This window comes from Streptomyces sp. NPDC048172 (assembly GCF_043202595.1).
Classification (GTDB): Bacteria; Actinomycetota; Actinomycetes; order Streptomycetales; family Streptomycetaceae; genus Streptomyces.
Genome location: NZ_JBIDAT010000007.1, coordinates 423,722 through 441,089, shown reverse-complemented (window position 1 = coordinate 441,089; position 17,368 = coordinate 423,722). Strand labels below are relative to the sequence as shown.

Annotated in this window: 13 protein-coding genes; 9 read left to right on the top strand and 4 right to left on the bottom strand. The window is 72.2% G+C overall.

The window, feature by feature from the left end:
* The first annotated feature begins 2 nt into the window (after positions 1-2).
* Complete coding sequence (locus ACGF3A_RS31375) at positions 3-2,282, top strand: ATP-dependent RecD-like DNA helicase (RefSeq protein WP_393733758.1); 2,280 nt, start codon at positions 3-5, stop codon at positions 2,280-2,282.
* A 133-nt stretch (positions 2,283-2,415) separates the two neighbouring features.
* Positions 2,416-3,720: a citrate synthase gene (locus ACGF3A_RS31370; RefSeq protein ID WP_393733757.1), complete on the top strand. Its 1,305-nt coding sequence runs from the start codon at positions 2,416-2,418 to the stop codon at positions 3,718-3,720.
* A gap of 399 nt (positions 3,721-4,119) precedes the next feature.
* Here the strand turns inward: ACGF3A_RS31370 and ACGF3A_RS31365 are convergent, their stop codons facing one another.
* Both ACGF3A_RS31365 and ACGF3A_RS31360 read right to left on the bottom strand, forming a co-directional pair.
* Complete coding sequence (locus tag ACGF3A_RS31365; protein ID WP_393733756.1) at positions 4,120-4,338, bottom strand: heavy-metal-associated domain-containing protein; 219 nt, start codon at positions 4,336-4,338, stop codon at positions 4,120-4,122.
* 77 nt (positions 4,339-4,415) lie between these two features.
* Positions 4,416-4,610 (bottom strand): helix-turn-helix transcriptional regulator, encoded by a 195-nt coding sequence (locus tag ACGF3A_RS31360; RefSeq protein ID WP_393733755.1) that lies wholly within the window; start codon positions 4,608-4,610, stop codon positions 4,416-4,418.
* Positions 4,611-4,846: 236 nt separating this feature from the next.
* On the opposite strand from ACGF3A_RS31360, the gene iolC reads away from it, so the two are divergent.
* The 6 genes from iolC to ACGF3A_RS31330 all read left to right on the top strand — a co-directional run bounded on the left by iolC (position 4,847) and on the right by ACGF3A_RS31330 (position 13,367).
* Positions 4,847-5,854, top strand: coding sequence for a 5-dehydro-2-deoxygluconokinase (iolC, locus tag ACGF3A_RS31355; RefSeq protein ID WP_393733754.1), 1,008 nt, complete (start codon positions 4,847-4,849; stop codon positions 5,852-5,854).
* 155 nt (positions 5,855-6,009) lie between these two features.
* The gene (locus ACGF3A_RS31350; protein WP_393733753.1) at positions 6,010-6,891 is read left to right on the top strand and encodes a deoxyribose-phosphate aldolase; all 882 of its coding nucleotides are present in this window, start codon (positions 6,010-6,012) and stop codon (positions 6,889-6,891) included.
* A gap of 16 nt (positions 6,892-6,907) precedes the next feature.
* Positions 6,908-7,822, top strand: a complete 915-nt coding sequence (gene iolB / locus ACGF3A_RS31345; RefSeq protein WP_393733752.1) for a 5-deoxy-glucuronate isomerase — start codon at positions 6,908-6,910, stop codon at positions 7,820-7,822.
* Positions 7,819-9,714 (top strand): 3D-(3,5/4)-trihydroxycyclohexane-1,2-dione acylhydrolase (decyclizing), encoded by a 1,896-nt coding sequence (iolD, locus tag ACGF3A_RS31340; protein WP_393733751.1) that lies wholly within the window; start codon positions 7,819-7,821, stop codon positions 9,712-9,714. The genes iolB and iolD overlap by 4 nt, the downstream gene beginning before the upstream one ends.
* Before the next feature lie 49 nt (positions 9,715-9,763).
* A complete protein-coding gene (locus ACGF3A_RS31335; RefSeq protein ID WP_393733750.1) occupies positions 9,764-11,269 on the top strand; it encodes a CoA-acylating methylmalonate-semialdehyde dehydrogenase in 1,506 nt (501 codons plus the stop codon).
* A gap of 88 nt (positions 11,270-11,357) precedes the next feature.
* Entirely contained in the window at positions 11,358-13,367 is a 2,010-nt protein-coding gene (locus tag ACGF3A_RS31330; protein ID WP_393733749.1) for a UvrD-helicase domain-containing protein, read from the top strand.
* Here ACGF3A_RS31330 and ACGF3A_RS31325 read toward each other — a convergent pair.
* Together ACGF3A_RS31325 and ACGF3A_RS31320 are read right to left on the bottom strand one after the other, a co-directional pair.
* Positions 13,364-14,095, bottom strand: coding sequence for a phosphoribosyltransferase (locus tag ACGF3A_RS31325; RefSeq protein WP_393733748.1), 732 nt, complete (start codon positions 14,093-14,095; stop codon positions 13,364-13,366). The genes ACGF3A_RS31330 and ACGF3A_RS31325 overlap by 4 nt on opposite strands.
* Positions 14,096-14,181: 86 nt before the next feature.
* On the bottom strand, positions 14,182-15,096 hold the full coding sequence (locus ACGF3A_RS31320; protein ID WP_393733747.1) for a DNA-processing protein DprA: 915 nt from the start codon (positions 15,094-15,096) through the stop codon (positions 14,182-14,184).
* Between the two features lie 89 nt (positions 15,097-15,185).
* Here ACGF3A_RS31320 and ACGF3A_RS31315 point away from each other — a divergent pair, with 89 nt between their 5' ends.
* Positions 15,186-17,342, top strand: a complete 2,157-nt coding sequence (locus tag ACGF3A_RS31315) for an FUSC family protein (RefSeq protein ID WP_393733746.1) — start codon at positions 15,186-15,188, stop codon at positions 17,340-17,342.
* Positions 17,343-17,368 lie beyond the last annotated feature (26 nt).

Sequence of the window (17,368 nt, the reverse complement as noted above, 5' to 3'; positions counted from 1 at the left end):
ACATGACGTTCCAAGGCGCGGTGCTCGAAGGGGTTCTAGAGCGGATCACTTACGCGAACGAGGACAGTGGTTACACGGTGGCCCGGGTCGACACCGGAAAAGGCGCCGGCGAACTGCTCACGGTGGTCGGCTCCTTGCTCGGCGCCCAGGTCGGCGAGTCGCTCAGGATGGAGGGCCGCTGGGGCTCCCACCCGCAGTACGGCCGCCAGTTCACGGTGGAGAACTACACGACGGTGCTCCCCGCCACCGTCCAGGGCATCCGCCGCTATCTGGGCTCCGGCCTCGTCAAGGGCATCGGCCCCGTCTTCGCCGACCGCATCACCGAGCACTTCGGCACCGACACGCTGGACGTCATCGAGAAGGAGCCCGCCCGCCTCATCGAGGTCCCGGGCCTCGGCCCCAAGCGGACGAAGAAGATCACGGAGGCGTGGGAGGAGCAGAAGGCCATCAAGGAGGTGATGGTCTTCCTCCAGGGCGTCGGCGTCTCGACCTCGATCGCCGTGCGGATCTACAAGAAGTTCGGGGACAGCTCCATCTCCGTCGTCCGGAACCAGCCCTACCGCCTCGCAGCCGACGTCTGGGGCATCGGCTTCCTCACCGCCGACCGCATCGCCCAGTCCGTCGGCATTCCCCACGACAGCCCGGAGCGCGTCAAGTCCGGTTTGCAGTACGCGCTGTCGCAATCCACCGACCAGGGCCACTGCTATCTCCCCGAGGAGCGCCTCCTGGCCGACGCGGTCAAGCTGCTCCAGGTCGACACCGGTCTGGTCATCGAGTGCCTCGGCGAGCTGGCCGCCGGGGACGAGGGCGTGGTCCGGCAGAAGGTGCCCGACCCGGAGGAGCCGGGGCGCGAGCAGACCGCCGTCTATCTCGTCCCCTTCCACCGCGCGGAGCTCTCCCTGTCCGCGCAGGTGCTCCGCCTGCTGCGCACGGGCGAGGACCGCCTCCCCTCCTTCCAGGACGTCGACTGGGACAAGGCGCTGGCCTGGCTCGCCTCCCGCACCGGTGCCGAACTGGCCCCGGAGCAGCGGCAGGCCGTGCGCCTCGCCCTCACCGAGAAGGTCGCGGTGCTCACGGGCGGCCCCGGCTGCGGCAAGTCGTTCACCGTGCGCTCGGTGGTCGAGCTGGCGCGCGCGAAGAAGGCGAGCGTGGTGCTGGCCGCGCCCACGGGGCGGGCCGCCAAGCGGCTGGCGGAGCTGACGGGCGCCGAGGCGTCCACCGTGCACCGGCTGCTGGAGCTGAAGCCGGGCGGGGACGCGGCGTTCGACAGGGAGAGACCGCTGGACGCCGATCTGGTGGTGGTCGACGAGGCGTCCATGCTCGACCTCCTGCTGGCCAACAAGCTCGTCAAGGCCGTGCCCCCCGGCGCCCACCTGCTGCTCGTCGGCGACGTCGACCAGTTGCCGTCGGTCGGTGCGGGCGAGGTGCTGCGCGATCTGCTCGCCGAGGAGGGGCCCGTCCCCTCGGTCCGGCTCCAGCGGATCTTCCGCCAGGCCCAGCAGTCGGGCGTGGTCACCAACGCCCACCGGATCAACTCGGGCTCGCAGCCCCTCACCCAGGGCATGACCGACTTCTTCCTCTTCGCCGAGGACGACACGGAGGAGGCCGGGCGGCTCACGGTGGACGTGGCGGCGCGCCGGGTCCCCGCGAAGTTCGGCCTCGATCCCCGGCGCGACGTCCAGGTGCTCGCCCCGATGCACCGCGGCCCGGCGGGCGCGGGCACGCTGAACGGGCTGCTGCAGCAGGCGGTCACCCCGGCCCGCCCCGGCCTCCCGGAGAAAAGGTTCGGCGGGCGGGTCTTCCGTGTGGGTGACAAGGTCACTCAGATCAGGAACAACTATGAGAAGGGGGCGAACGGCGTCTTCAACGGCACGGTGGGTGTCGTCACCGCCCTCGACCCCGACGAGCAGCGGCTCACCGTGCTCACGGACGAGGACGAGGAGGTGGGGTACGACTTCGACGAACTCGACGAGCTGTCCCACGCCTACGCCGTCACCATCCACCGCTCGCAGGGCAGCGAGTATCCCGCCGTGGTGATTCCCGTCACCACGGGAGCCTGGATGATGTTGCAGCGCAATCTGCTCTATACGGCCGTGACCAGGGCAAAGCGTCTGGTGGTCCTGGTGGGCTCGCGGAGGGCACTCGCGCAGGCAGTGCGCACGGTCTCCGCCGGGCGGCGGCACACGGCCCTCGCGCACCGTCTCAGCGGCGCTCTCACGGGTGGTACCGGGGGCGACGGCGCTCCAGGGGGTGACCCCGGCGGCTTCGAGGGTGCAGGATAGCTATAAGGGCGGCACTCCGTGCCACCATGGAGCCCTCTGGCTGACCCCGAGTGCACCGCACTGCGCTAAATGGGGGAGAGTGGAAAGAGTCAGGGCACCTCGAAGAAGAGGCACTACGTCGGTGAGGGATGACGTGAGCGAACACCGCGAGAGCGAGAAATCCGTAGTAATCAACTACGGAGACGGCGAATACAGCTACCCGATCGTCGACAGCACGGTGGGCGACCGTGGCTTCGACATCGGCAAGCTGCGCGCCGAGACCGGTCTGGTGACCCTGGACTCGGGCTACGGCAACACCGCCGCGTACAAATCCGCCATCACCTACCTCGACGGCGAACAGGGCATTCTGCGGTACCGCGGCTACCCCATCGAGCAGCTCGCGGAGCGCGGCACCTTCCTGGAGACGGCGTACCTCCTGATCAACGGAGAGCTGCCGACCGTCGACCAGCTCGCCGGCTTCAAGAACGAGATCACCTCGCACACCCTGCTGCACGAGGACGTCAAGCGGTTCTACGACGGCTTCCCGCGTGACGCCCACCCGATGGCGATGCTGTCCTCCGTGGTCAGCGCCCTGTCGACGTTCTACCAGGACAGCCACAACCCGTTCGACGAGCAGCAGCGCCACCTGTCGACCATAAGGCTGCTGGCCAAGCTCCCGACGATCGCCGCCTACGCCTACAAGAAGGCCGTCGGCCACCCGATCACCTATCCCAGCAACGATCTGGGGTATGTCGAGAACTTCCTCCGGATGACCTTCTCGGTCCCCGCGCAGGAGTACGACCTCGACCCCGTCGTGGTCAACGCGCTCGACAAGCTGCTGATCCTCCACGCGGACCACGAGCAGAACTGCTCGACCTCCACGGTCCGCCTCGTCGGCTCCTCGCAGGCGAACATGTTCGCCTCGATCTCCGCCGGCATCAACGCGCTGTGGGGCCCGCTGCACGGCGGGGCCAACGCGAGCGTGCTGGAGATGCTGGAGGGCATCCAGGCCTCCGGCGGCGACGTCGACTCCTTCATCCGCAAGGTGAAGAACAAGGAGGACGGCGTCAAGCTCATGGGCTTCGGCCACCGCGTCTACAAGAACTTCGACCCCCGGGCGAAGATCATCAAGTCCGCGGCGCACGACGTCCTCTCCGCGCTGGGCAAGAGCGACGAGCTGCTCGACATCGCCCTGCGCCTGGAGGAGCACGCCCTCTCCGACGACTACTTCGTCGAGCGCAAGCTCTACCCGAACGTGGACTTCTACACCGGCCTCATCTACCGGGCCATGGGCTTCCCGACGAGCATGTTCACCGTGCTCTTCGCCCTCGGCCGGCTGCCGGGCTGGATCGCCCAGTGGCACGAGATGATCAAGGAGCCCGGCTCCCGCATCGGTCGCCCCCGGCAGATCTACACGGGCATCGTCGAGCGGGACTACGTCCCGGTCGAGGCCCGCTGAGCCCGATCCCTTCCTCCCTCAAGGCCCTGGTCCAAGCGGACCAGGGCCTTCCGTATGTGCGGATGAGGAGGGAGACGTAGATCACAGTTTTTGGGGGGTAACCATTGGCGGGGGTCGCGTGTCTAACCGGTTGGCAACGGCCTCCCGGCGGAGCTGGAGCCAGTCACCATGTACGTCTTGGGGGATGTGCGTGGTGTGCAGAGAGGGTGAACGTGCCCGGGGAGCTTTGAGCGGCCCTCCCGCCCGTACGTGCAGCCAGCAAGCGCCCGGCCAGGATCCCGTGGGGGGAATCCATGACCGGGAAACGGAAGCGCCCCGTCGACGGGCCCGTGGGGGGACCTGCGCGACGGGGCGCTTTTCGCTGTCCGGAGTCTTCTCTCCGGTCCGAGGGGCCGGGGGTCAGGCCCGGCCCACCAGGTCGTAACCCGCCTCGTCGACGGCCTCGCGGACGGCCTCGTCCTCCAGCGGCGCCGCCGAGGTCACGGTGACCTCGCCCGCCGAGGCCACGGCCTTCACGGCCGAGACGCCGTCGAGCTTCGAGACCTCTTCCGAGATCGCGGTCTCGCAGTGGGCGCAGCTCATTCCGGAGACCTGGTAGACGGTGGTGACGGTGCTCATGGGCCGGTCCTCGCAATCGTTCCTGTGTGGCATGAGGTGTGCTCGCGCACCAGGTTATACCCCCGGGAGGTATCAAGTCACCTCCCTCCCCGGTGTCCGGGGCGCCGGGCGACCCAGGCGCGGATGGTGTCCGCGAACCAGAAGGGCCTCCCTCCCTCCACGAGGTCGGGCGGGGGCAGCAGGCCGTGCTTCCTGTAGGAGCGCACCGTGTCCGGCTGGACGCGGATGTGCGCGGCGATCTCCTTGTACGACCAGAGCCGTCGGTCGGTCATCTCTCGCACCTCCCAGGGGGTGGCAGTTGATCACTCAGCCCGTGCCCGGTGAACGACGCAGAGTGATCCCGTGGGGGCGCTTGTGGTGCGGATGTGACGCGAGGCCCGAGTAACGGTGACGCTCGTGACCATCCACTCATAGCTACGTCAGTATGTAAGGACAAACTATTGACAGGGGTCCCGGCCTCGGCGGACGATGGATCCCACTGCGCGTCGGAAGAGAGGGCACCCCACCCATGGCCAAGCACGAGGTCGTCACGATGGGCCGCATCGGCGTCGACATCTATCCGCTCCAGACCGGGGTGCCGCTCCAGCGGGTCGAGACCTTCGGCAAGTTCCTCGGCGGCTCGGCCACCAACGTCGCCGTGGCGGCCTCGCGGCTCGGCCGTACGACCGCGGTCGTCAGCCGGACGGGGGACGACCCGTTCGGCACGTACTGCCACGAGGCACTCCGTGACTTCGGCGTGGACGACCGCTGGGTGACACCCGTTCGGCGGTATCCGACCCCGGTCACCTTCTGTGAGATCTTCCCGCCCGACGACTTCCCGCTGTACTTCTACCGGCGTCCCAAGGCGCCCGACCTGGAGATCCACCCCGAGGAGCTGGACCTCGACGGCATCGCCGCCGCGGACATCTTCTGGATGACGGGCACGGGCCTCTCCGAGGAGCCGAGCCGCGCGGCGACCCTCGCCGCGCTAGCGGCGCGCGACGCCGAGCGCGGCGTGCGCGATGCCGCGCGCGGTACGGCCGTCGCCACCGTCTTCGACCTCGACTGGCGGCCCATGTTCTGGGGCGCGGGCCCCGACGGCACGCTCACCGAGGACGAGGCCAAGGAGGCCGCCCGCCCCGTCTACCGCGAGGCCCTCGCCCACGCGACCGTCGCCGTCGGCAACGTCGACGAGTGCGAGGTCGCCACGGGCGCGCGCGAACCGCGCGCGTGCGCCGAGGCCCTGCTGGAGGCCGGAGCCGAACTCGCCGTCGTCAAGCAGGGGCCGAAGGGCGTGCTCGCCGTGCGGCGCGACGGTACGTCCGCGGAGGTGCCGCCGCACCCTGTCGAGGTCGTCAACGGCCTCGGTGCGGGGGACGCGTTCGGCGGGGCGCTGTGTCATGGCCTGCTCTCCGGCTGGGAGCTGGAGCGGATCATGCGGTACGCGAACGCCGCGGGCGCGCTCGTCGCCTCGCGGCTGGCCTGCTCCTCCGCGATGCCGCGCCCCGACGAGGTCGAGGAGTTGCTTCGTGGCTGAGCCGCGCCTTGCCGCGAACCTCCGTTCCGGGGGCCGGGCAGGGGCTGCCCCTGCCGGTGCGTTCCGGTCCTCGCGTGCGTTGTGGTTGCTCGCGCAGTTCCCCGCGCCCCTGCGGGGCGCCCCGATCTCCTGCCCCTCCTGAAAGTGAGCCCCCGTTGAACTCCGTCAGTATTTCCTCGCTCGTGAGCACACGGGCCCGGCATCCCGAGGCGATCGCCGAGGCGGCGGCGCGCCGGGAGCGGCGTCCGCTGCTCGGCGAGAGCGGGCGGCTGATGATCGTCGCCGCGGACCACCCGGCGCGCGGGGCGCTCGCCGTGGGCGACGACAAGCTCGCCATGGCCAACCGCGCCGAGCTGCTGGAGCGGCTCACGCTCGCCCTCTCCCGCCCCGGCGTGGACGGCGTCCTCGCCACCGCCGACATCCTGGAGGACCTGCTCCTCCTCGGCGCGCTGGAGAACAAGGTCGTGCTCGGCTCGATGAACAGGGGCGGCCTGGCCGGTGCCTCGTTCGAGCTGGACGACCGGTTCACCGGGCACCGGGCGCAGGACATCGAGCGGCTGCGGTTCGACGCGGGCAAGCTGCTGCTGCGCATCGACTACGACGACCCGGGCTCGCTGCGCACCATGGAGGCCACCGCGCGTGCCGTGGACGACATGGCCGCGCGGGAACTGCCCGTTTTCATCGAGCCGTTCCTCTCCCGCAGGGTGGAGGGAAAGGTGAAGAACGACCTGGGCGCGGAGGCCGTCGCGCGGTCGATCGCCATCGCCTCCGGGCTCGGCGGCACCTCGGCGTACAGCTGGCTGAAGCTGCCGGTGACCGCGAACCCGGACGACATGGCGTGGGTCTGCGAGACCTCCACGCTGCCCGCCGTGCTGCTGGGCGGCGAGGTGAACGGCGACCAGGAGGGGGCGTACGAGAAGTGGCGCAAGGCGCTGAGCCTTCCCACCGTGCGCGGCCTGGTGGTGGGACGCTCGCTGCTCTATCCCGCCGACGGCGATGTGAGCGCGGCCGTGGACACGGCCGTCGGGCTGCTCTGAAAGGGGCCACGGAGAGATGACGGACACCGACTTCCACCTTCCCGCCGGAAGCGCGGCCTCCGGGCCGTACGCGCTGGACATCGACCCCGAGCGGGCCGGGTGGGGCTACTCCTCGCTGCGCGTCCTGGAGCTGGAGCCCGGCGGCACGCACACGTTCGCGACCGGCGACAGCGAGTGGATCGTGCTGCCGCTCAGCGGGGGCTGCACCGTACAGACCGAGGGCGAGAGCTTTGCGCTGCGTGGCCGCGCCTCCGTCTTCAGCGGCGTGAGCGACTTCGCGTACGTGCCGCGCGACGCGGACGTACGGGTCACGAGCGAGCGCGGCGGCCGGTTCGCGCTGACCGGCGCCCGCTGCGAGCGGCGGCTGCCCGCGCGGTACGGCGCCGCCGAGGACGTCCCCGTCGAGCTGCGCGGCTCCGGCAACTGCTCGCGCCAGGTCAACAACTTCGGCGCCGCGGGAGTCTTCGAGGCCGACAAGCTCATCGCCGTGGAGGTGCTCACCCCCGGCGGCAACTGGTCCTCGTACCCGCCGCACAAGCACGACGAGTTCCGCGACGGCGTCGAGAGCGAGCTGGAGGAGATCTACTACTACGAGATCGCGCCCCACGGCCGTACCGAAGGCCTCGGCTACCAGCGCGTGACCCCCAGCGGCCAGGGCAAGGGCACCGACGTGCTCGCCGAGGTGCGCACCGGCGACGCCGTGCTGATCCCCGACGGCTGGCACGGGCCCTCGATCGCCGCGCCGGGGCACGACATGTACTACCTCAATGTGATGGCCGGTCCGGGGGTGGATCGCGCGTGGCTTATCTGCGACCATCCTGATCACGCATGGATCCGTGGCGCGTGGGCCGATACGCCGGTGGATCCAAGGCTGCCGCTGTACGGGGCGAAGGAATCCGTAGGTTCCCAGAACGAGGAGGGTGCCAAGTGACCACCGCCGACCGCACCGTGCGGCTCACCGTAGCCCAGGCGCTCGTCCAGTTCCTCGCCGCGCAGCACACCGAGCGCGACGGGGTGCGCCACCGGCTCGTCGACTCCTGCTGGGGCATCTTCGGCCATGGCAACGTCGCCGGGATCGGCCAGGCGCTCGTCGAGAACGGCCAGGGCCCGGACGCCCCGCTCCCGTACCACCAGGGGCGGAACGAGCAGGCGATGGTGCACGCCGCCGTGGGCTTCGCGCGCCAGCACAACCGGCTCTCCGCGCAGGCCGTCACCACCTCCATCGGCCCCGGCGCCACCAACCTCGTCACCGGCGCCGCGCTCGCCACCATCAACCGGCTGCCCGTCCTGCTGCTGCCCGGCGACACCTTCGCCAGCCGCGCCCCCGACCCGGTGCTCCAGCAGCTCGAATCGCCGTACGCGGGCGACGTGTCGGTCAACGACACGCTGCGCCCCGTCTCCCGCTATTTCGACCGCGTCACCCGGCCCGAGGCGCTCATCCCCGCCGCGCTGCAGGCGATGCGCGTGCTGTCCGACCCGGCCGAGACCGGCGCCGTCACGCTCGCGCTGCCGCAGGACGTGCAGGCCGAGGCGTACGACTGGCCCGAGGAGTTCCTCGCCGAGCGCGTGTGGCGCGTGGGCCGCCCGGTGCCGGAGGCCGACGCCGTCGCGGAGGCCGCCGAGGCCGTACGGGCCGCGCGCAGGCCCCTGCTCATCGCGGGCGGCGGCATCCACCACAGCGAGGCCGAGGACGCGCTGCGCGCCTTCGCCGACGCGACCGGCGTCCCCGTCGCCTCCACCCAGGCGGGCAAGGGCTCGCTCCGGCACGACCACCCCGCCGACGTGGGCGGCATCGGCCACACCGGCACCGCCGTCGCCGACGAACTCGCCCGCACCGCCGACCTCGTGATCGGCGTCGGTACCCGCTACACGGACTTCACCACGGCCTCCTCGACCCTCTTCGAGGACCCCGGCGTCCGCTTCCTCAACCTCAACATCACCTCGTTCGACGCGCACAAGCTGGGCGCGCGCTCCCTCGTCGCCGACGCGCGCGCCGGGCTCGAAGCGCTCACCGACGCGCTGGCGGGCCACCACGTCGGCCCGGCGTACGAGGCGGAGTACGGGGAGGGCAAGTCCCGCTGGGAGCGCGTGGTCGCGGCGGCGTACGCGGTGCCCGACGAGAAGGCGCGCCCCTCCCAGACGCAGGTCCTCGGCGCGCTCGACTCCGTCGTCGACGACACGGACATCGTGATCAACGCCGCCGGGTCCCTCCCCGGCGACCTGCACAAGCTGTGGCGCGCCCGCTCCCCGCGCCAGTACCACCTGGAGTACGGCTACTCCTGCATGGGCTACGAGATCCCCGCCGCGATCGGAGTACGGATGGCGGCGCCCGGCCGCCCCGTATGGGCGCTCGTCGGCGACGGCACGTACCTCATGCTCCCCACCGAGCTGGTCACGGCCGTGCAGGAGGGGATCGACATCAAGATGATCCTGCTCCAGAACCACGGCTACGCCTCCATCGGCGGCCTCTCCGAGCAGACCGGCGCCGAGCGCTTCGGCACCGCCTACCGCTACCGCGCGCCCGACGGCACGTACACCGGCGACCCGCTCCCCGTGGACCTCGCCGCCAACGCCGCCTCGCTCGGCATGGACGTGCTCCGCGCCCGTACGTACGCCGAACTGCGCGAAGCCCTGGAGACGGCCCGCGCCTCGACCCGGCCCACGTGCGTGTACGTCGAGACCGACACCTCCTCCGAGGTCGCGGCGCCCGGCGCGCAGGCGTGGTGGGACGTCGTCGTCGCCGAGACCTCGGACCGCCCGGCGGCCCGGGAGGCGCGCGAGGAGTACGAACGCCAGGCCGCCCGCCGACGCCGCCACCTGTGAAGGCCCGCCGACGCTCCGCATGAACTCCCCTGAGAAAGGTCCCGCACCCATGGCATCCCTCAAGACCCTCGGCCACTGGATCGGCGGCAAGCCCGCCGAGTCCGCCTCCGGCAACTTCGGTCCCGTCTACGACCCGGCGACCGGCGAGCAGCCCACCCGCGTCTCGCTCGCCTCGGTCGAGGAGGTCGACGCGGCGGTGGCGGCGGCCAAGGGCGCCCTCGCCTCCTGGTCGCAGTCGTCGCTCGCGAAGCGCACCGCGTTCCTCTTCAAGTACCGCGAGCTGCTCGACGCGCGCCGCGACGAGGTCGCCGCGCTGATCACGGCCGAGCACGGCAAGGTGCACTCCGACGCGCTCGGCGAGATCGCGCGCGGCATGGAGATCCTCGAACTGGCCTGCGGCATCCCCGAGAAGCTCAAGGGCGAGCTGTCCACCCAGGTCTCCACCCGCGTGGACGTCGCCTCGATCCGGCAGCCGGTCGGCGTCGTCGCGGGCATCACGCCGTTCAACTTCCCGGCGATGGTCCCGATGTGGATGTTCCCGCTCGCCATCGCCTGCGGGAACACCTTCGTCCTCAAGCCGAGCGAGAAGGACCCCTCGGCCGCGTACCGCCTCGCGGAGATCGCCGCGGAGGCGGGCCTTCCGGACGGCGTCCTGAACGTAGTCAACGGCGACAAGGTCGCGGTGGACCGCCTCCTCACCCACCCGGACGTCGCGGCCGTCTCCTTCGTCGGCTCGACGCCCATCGCCAAGTACATCCAGGCCGAGGCCACGGCCAACGGCAAGCGCGTCCAGGCGCTCGGCGGCGCCAAGAACCACATGATGGTCCTCCCCGACGCCGACCTCGACCACGCCGCCGACAACGCGATCAACGCGGCCTACGGCTCCGCGGGCGAGCGCTGCATGGCGGTGTCGGTCGTCGTCGCGGTCGGCGACACGGGCGACGCGCTCGTCGCGAAGATCGCCGAACGCGCGGCGGCCCTCCGCATCGGCCCCGGCGACGACGAGTCCAGCGAGATGGGCCCCCTCATCACCCGCGAGCACCGCGACAAGGTCGTGGGCTACGTCAAGGGCGCGGCGGCGGAGGGCGCCGAGGTCGTGGTGGACGGCACGGACCTGACGGTGCCGGGCCACGAGAACGGCTTCTTCACCGGCGTCTCCCTCCTCGACAAGGTCCGCCCCGGCATGGCCGCCTACGAGGACGAGATCTTCGGCCCCGTCCTGTGCGTGGTCCGCGCCGAGACCTACGACGAGGCGATCACCCTCATCAACAGCAGCAAGTGGGGCAACGGCACCGCCATCTTCACCCGCGACGGCGGCGCGGCCCGCCGCTTCCAGCTGGAGGTCGAGGCCGGCATGGTCGGCGTCAACGTCCCGATCCCGGTCCCGGTCGGCTACCACTCCTTCGGCGGCTGGAAGCAGAGCCTCTTCGGCGACCTGCACATCTACGGCAACGACGGCGTGCAGTTCTTCACCCGCGGCAAGGTCATCACCACCCGCTGGCCCGACCCGTCCGACAGCGCGGGCATCAACCTCGGGTTCCCCAGCAACCACTGAGCACCGGGCACGCGCCCTGGCGCCCGGCCCCGAGTCCCCTTACGGTCACAGAATCAACGTCAACTGACACGTACCGTAAGGGGATCGGGTGCCGGTCGGGGCAGGGGGAGCGCGTCGCGCGGGGCGGAGCAGGGAGCGTGAGCGGGCCGCACGGGACGTCTGGGAAGCGGCGCGGGCGGCGGCTGAGGCCCGCTGGCCGGGCGCCGATCCGGGACGGCGGAGGGTCTTCGGCGATCTGCTGGCGCTGACCCGGACGAACGGCTGGCATCTGCTCGTCGGCCGCCGGTGGGAGGCGCCGGACGGCGGGGCGGGCGCCCCCAGGGCCGACGCGGTGGTCGTCGGACCGCCCGGGATCCTGGTGATCGGCGTCGGGACGGCGCGGGACGGAGAGCGCGTGCGTGCCGCCGCGCATGTCGTGGAACGCGCCGTGGAATCGAGCCTGGGGCTGTCGGCGTCCACGGTGCAGCCGCTGCTCGTCCTCCAGGACGGGGACGAGGGCCCCGCTTCCTGCCCGGTGCGGCACGCCTCCCCGAAGGAGCTCGCCTCGCTCCTCATCCGGCAGAAGCACCGGCCCGGGTTCCGGGCCAAGGTCAGCCGGGACTTCGCCCGCCACATCGCCGAGGAGATCCCCTTCCTCGCCGAACACGAGCTGGGCGAGGACGACGAGGCCCCGGCGGCGGCGAAGCCCGACGACGACTCCGCGCTGTTCGGCGAGGAGACGGTGCGTGAGGAGGCGGACCGCCGGGTTCTGGAGGCGCCCATCGAGAACTGGATGACCTATCTCGATCCGGACCAGCTCCCCCTTGTGCGCCGCGACTTCCAGGGACCGGCACGCATCAGCGGCCCCGCCGGGACGGGCAAGACGGTGGTCGGTCTCCACCGGGCCGCGTATCTGGCCCAGCGGACGAGCGGGCGGGTGCTCTACCTGACCTACGCGGCCAACCTGCCACGCGTCCAGGAGACGTTCCTGCGCACCATGTCGCCGTACGTGTGCGAACGGGTCGACTTCTGCAGCCTGTTCAAGTTCGTGCTGGGCCTGCTGCGGGACAGGGGAGTGGAACACCACCTGGACCGCGACAGAGCCCGCAACCAGTTCGCCCTCGCCTGGCTCCAGGCGCGCCGGGACCACCCGGCCATGAACGCCGTCGACTCCTCGGGCCAGTACTGGCACGACGAGATCGAGTACGTCATCAAGGGGCGCGGGATCACCACCCTCGCGGGCTACCGCGCCCTGCCCCGGCGCGGACGGGGGCCGCTTCCCGCAGGCGTGAGCCGCGAGATGGTCTGGCAGCTCTTCGCGCACTATCAGAGGCTGCTCGACGCCAGGGGCGTGCAGGACTTCCACGACGTCCTCGCCCTCGCGCTGGCCCGCCTCCGGCAGGACGGCACGGGGACGACCGGGTACACCTCGGTGATCATCGATGAGGCCCAGGACCTCCCGCAGATCGGTGTGCAGCTCGTCCACGCGCTCATCGGTGACGAGCCGAACGGGCTGCTCCTGGTGGGGGACGGCCAGCAGGCCGTCTACCCCGGCGGCTTCCGGCTGAGCGAGGCGGGCGTCGACGTACGGGGCGGGCGGGGCGTCGTGCTGCGACGGAACTACCGCAACGCGCCGCAGATCCTCAGCGCCGCCCTGCGTGTGGTCTCCGACGTCACCTTCGAGGACCTGGACGGCAGCCTCGGCAAGGGCTCCCGCGACGTGGAACTCTCCTGCCACGACGGCGCGGTGACCGAGGCCGTCTTCACCGGGACCGCCGAGCACGACGAGGCGCTCGTCGCGCTGCTCAGGCAGAGCGGCGGCCTCGCGGATTCCGCAGTGCTCCTGCCCCCGGGGCTGAACGACACGTACCGGGAGCTGTTCCACCGGGCCGGGATCCCGGTCGGCCCGCTGCACGAGTACGACGGCACGCCGGACGACAGGATCAAACTGGGCACCTACGTGAAGGCCAAGGGGCTGGACTTCAAGCACGTCTATCTCCCGCGCTACGACGAGCGGCTGGCGGAGGACCTCGACCGCAACCGGCTCTTCGTCGCGATGACCCGGGCCAGGGACTCCCTCTGGCTCGGTTCGGTCCGCCGCCAGGAGAGCGACGGCTAGTCCGGGCAGGCCCCGCCCGTGACGGGGCACGTCTCCGGGTCGTACTCCCGGCCGTCGTCGAGCCGGTGTGCGAGGAAGGCGCGCGTCGGGCCGAATTCGGGCACGAGCCTGCGCGCCACCGCGACGACGGTGACCTCGTGCGCGCCCGCCTCCCGCAGCGCCACCGCGGCCGACTGGGCGTGCCCGCCGGAGACCCAGGTGTCCTCCAGCACCACCACGTGCGCCCCCGCCACGTCCGCCGTACCGGGGACGGCGAAGTGGCCGGGGTCGAGTCGGCGCCGGTCCTGGGAACGGGAGCTGCTGCCCGAGGGGAGCAGTTCGAACGGGCGCCACGCGCGCGGCAGACAGCCCGTCAGGTCGCTGAGCGGATGCGGGTCGGGCCGGCCCTGCAGCGACGGCACCGTGGTCAGCGCGGTCACCCGGCGACGGGCGACCGCGTCGAGGCAGCCCGCGTGCCACAGCCCGAACACGGCCGTCAGCAGGGAGAGCCGCTCCCAGGCGTCCCCGGCCAGGCGCCGCTCCTCGTCCACGGACCGCTTGTAGCAGTACACGTCGCGTCCCGACTGCCTCCCGTCGACGGCGTACGTCAGCGGAACGACGCGGTCGGCGAGGCGCAGCCCGGTGGAGATCTGCTGGTCGCACGGCCAGCAGCGGGCGTACCCCGGCGAGGACACGGGCGCGAGACAGACCTCGCAGGTGACGCCCCGTTCGCGTATCGGATTGCGCATCACCGCGCCGAGCCTGGCCCTGACCAGCGCACGTAACTCGCTCTGTGCGTCTCCCGCTTCCCCGGCGTCCGGAGCGGGCACGGCGGTCACCGGCCCGCCGCCAGGCTGTCCAGGAGGGAACGCGTCCGCCGGGGCCGCTCGACGAGCCGCTCCACCAGGGCGACGACCCCGTCCGGGTCCCGGGCGACGTGGACGTCGGGCCGTCCGGCGAACTCCGGGCCCCAGGAGGTGTGCTCGACCACTGAACGGAGAAGGACGACGGGGCGGCCGTGCTCGATCGCGCGGCGGGCCTGGATGCGCGCCCCGCTGCGCTCGCCCGCCGCGACCACGACGGTCGCGAGCGAGTACCCCGACATGACCGCGTTGCGCAGGGGGAACGTCCACCGGTCCGGCGGGGTGTCCGGCCAGAACTGGGAGAGCACCGCACCGGCGTCGGCCACCTCGTCGTGCAGCGCGTGGTTCTCCGGCGGGTACGCGCGACGGATGCCGGTGCCGATCACCCCCACCGTGCGTCCGCCCGCCGCGAGCGCGCCACGATGGGCCGCCGTGTCGATGCCCGCCGCGAGCCCGCTCACCACGGTGACGCCGCGCTCGGCGAGTACGTGGGCCAGCGCGTGGGCCGTACGGCGGTCGCGCTCGCTCGCCCGGCGGGAGCCGACGACCGCCACTCCGACGTCGTCGGGGCGCACCCGGCCCCGGGCGAAGAGCACTCCTGGCATGTCGCGGACCTCCTGGAGGCGCCGCGGATAGCGCGCGTCCCCGAAGGCCAGCACCGTGATGCCCTCGGCCTCCCACGCCCCCACACGCGTGCGCGCGGCGTCGAGCGCCGTGTCGACCGGGTCCCCGAGCAGCGTGGGCTGGCCCAGTTCCTCCCGGAGGGCGGGGAGAGCGCCGCCCGCCTCGACCGCGCGCCGGACGAGGCGCAGCCGGGCCTCTTCTGACGGTGCGTCCCACAGCAGTGCCACGGTCGCCACCCGCTCGGCCCCGGAGTCGCTGTCCATGAGGGCGAGCGTACCCAGCGGAAGAGGCACGGCAAGAGGAACGGGAGCCTCCGAGGACCTCAGCCGTCCCCGTATCCTCTTGCAATGTGATGGCGACACCTCTGCCCTGGCTCCGGGCGCTCAAGGAGACGGCTGTTTCCGGGCTGAGTGTGGAGCGGGCGTCGATGACGCCGTTGATCGCGTTGCGCGGGGCGTGCGGGGTGGCCATCGTGATCGGGGTCGCGCTGGTGGTGGGGTCGCCGGAGCTGGCGGTGTCCAGTGCGTTCGGGGCCTTCGCCTCGGGGGTGGCGACGTTTCAGCGGAGCTGGCGGCCGCGGCCCGTGCTGGCGCTGGCGGCCGCGGGCGGGCTGGCCGTCTCGACGTTCCTCGGGTATCTGCTGATCGGCTCCACACCGGCGTTCGTGCTGCTGGTCGCCGTGTGGGCGTTCCTGGCGGGGATGGCGTGGGGGATAGGGCCCACCTCGGGCGTCGTCGCCGCGTTCAACGTCTCCGTCATGCTGATCACCGTCACCCTGCCGACCACCGTGCTGGGCGCGCTCAGTCACGCCGGGCTGATCGCGCTGGGTGGGGTGGTGCAGGCGGGGCTGATCGTGCTGTTCCCCGTACGGCCGTGGGGCGAGCGGCGGGACGCGCTGGCCGACGCGCTGGCGGGGGTCGCGGACTACGCGCGGCGGCTGCGGCACGACCCGATGGCGGAGTTCGACCCCGAGCCGCTGATCGAGGCGCGCAGCGCGGCGGCCGTGACGCCGCGGCAGGCGCGGCGCAGGCCCCGGCAGTTGCACGGGTACCGGGCGATGGCCGAGCGGTTCCGGCCCGTGCTCGGCTCGCTCGCCGACCCCGTCGTGGGCGGGGCGCCGCTGGTGGGGCCCGAGCGGGACCGGGTGCGGGAGCTGCTGGGCGCCGCCGCGACCGTGCTGGACGCGAGCGCGCGGGCCATCCGGCGCGGGGAGCGGGTGCGGATCCCGGAGGAGGCGCTGGGGATCCTCCAGGTGCCCGAGGGCGGCGGCGTGCTGACCGGCCCCGCGCGCAAGGCCGCGCTGCGGCTGATCGCGCTCACCGACGACGCGGTGGAGGCCGCGCAGGAGCCCGTCGAGGTGAGCAGGCCGGGGCTGCGGCCGCGCGAGAACTGGCAGACGCTGGAGGACGGGGAGTGGGAGGGGCACGGCTACCCGGCCAGCCCGAAGGAGCGGCCCCGGCATCTGCACCGGCCCTCGCTCGCCGCGATGGTGCCGGTCGCGCTGCGCGCCTTCCACCGCGAGCTGCGCTGGTCCTCGCCGATCCTGCGGCACGCGCTGCGCGTCAGCGCCGTCGCCTCGGCGGGCTATCTGCTGGGCAAGGCCCTGCCGCCCGCGCACGGGTACTGGATCCCGCTGACCGCCGTGATGGTGCTGCGCCCGGACTTCTCCCGTACGTACGAGCGGGGCGTCGCGCGCTTCGCCGGGACGCTCGTCGGGGTCGGCGTCGCGGGCGTGCTGATGGCGCTGCTCTCGCCGAACGCCGAACTGAGCGCGGCGTTCGCGGTGGTGTCGGTGGGGCTGATGTACCTGCTGATGGGCACGGGGTACGCGATCACCTCGGCCTGCACCGGCGCGTACGTCGTCTTCCTGCTCGGCATCGCGGGCACCCTCTGGTCGCAGACCGCGTTCGAACGGGTCTGGCTGACCGCGACCGGCGGGGTGCTGGCCATGCTGAGCTACGCGCTCTTCCCCGCCTGGGAGACCCCGCTGCTGCGCGACCGGCTCGCCGACTGGCTGGAGTCCGCCGGGCGGTACACCATCGCCGTCTTCACCACCCTCGCCAACCCCGCCGAACGGGCCCCGCGCCAGGTGCGCGAGGCCCTGCTCGACCTGCGCGCGGCGCGCCAGGAGTGGGAGCAGACCGTGAGCCGCGCCGAGGCCGAGCCCGTACGGCACCGGGGCCGTCTCTCCCAGCGGTCCGCTACGGCCGCGCAGTCCGCGCTGGTGACCCTGGGCAGGGCCGGGCTGCTGCTGGAGGCGCACATCCCGGGCCGGGACGCGGAACCCTCGCGGGGCGCGGCCGACTTCGCCGCGGCGCTGGCGCCCACGCTCGCCGCCGCCGTCACGGCCGTACGGGAGAGCGAGCCGCTGGACTTCAGCGAGGTGCACGCCGCGCTGGAGCGGTGGAACGAGCGGGCGGGGGAGGGCCCGCCGCCCGTCGGGCTGCGGACGGCGGACCTGCTGACGGACGCGCTGGACGACCTCGCGGAGGCGGTCCGGCCGAAGTAGGCCCCCTCGGACAGAGGGGCAGGGGC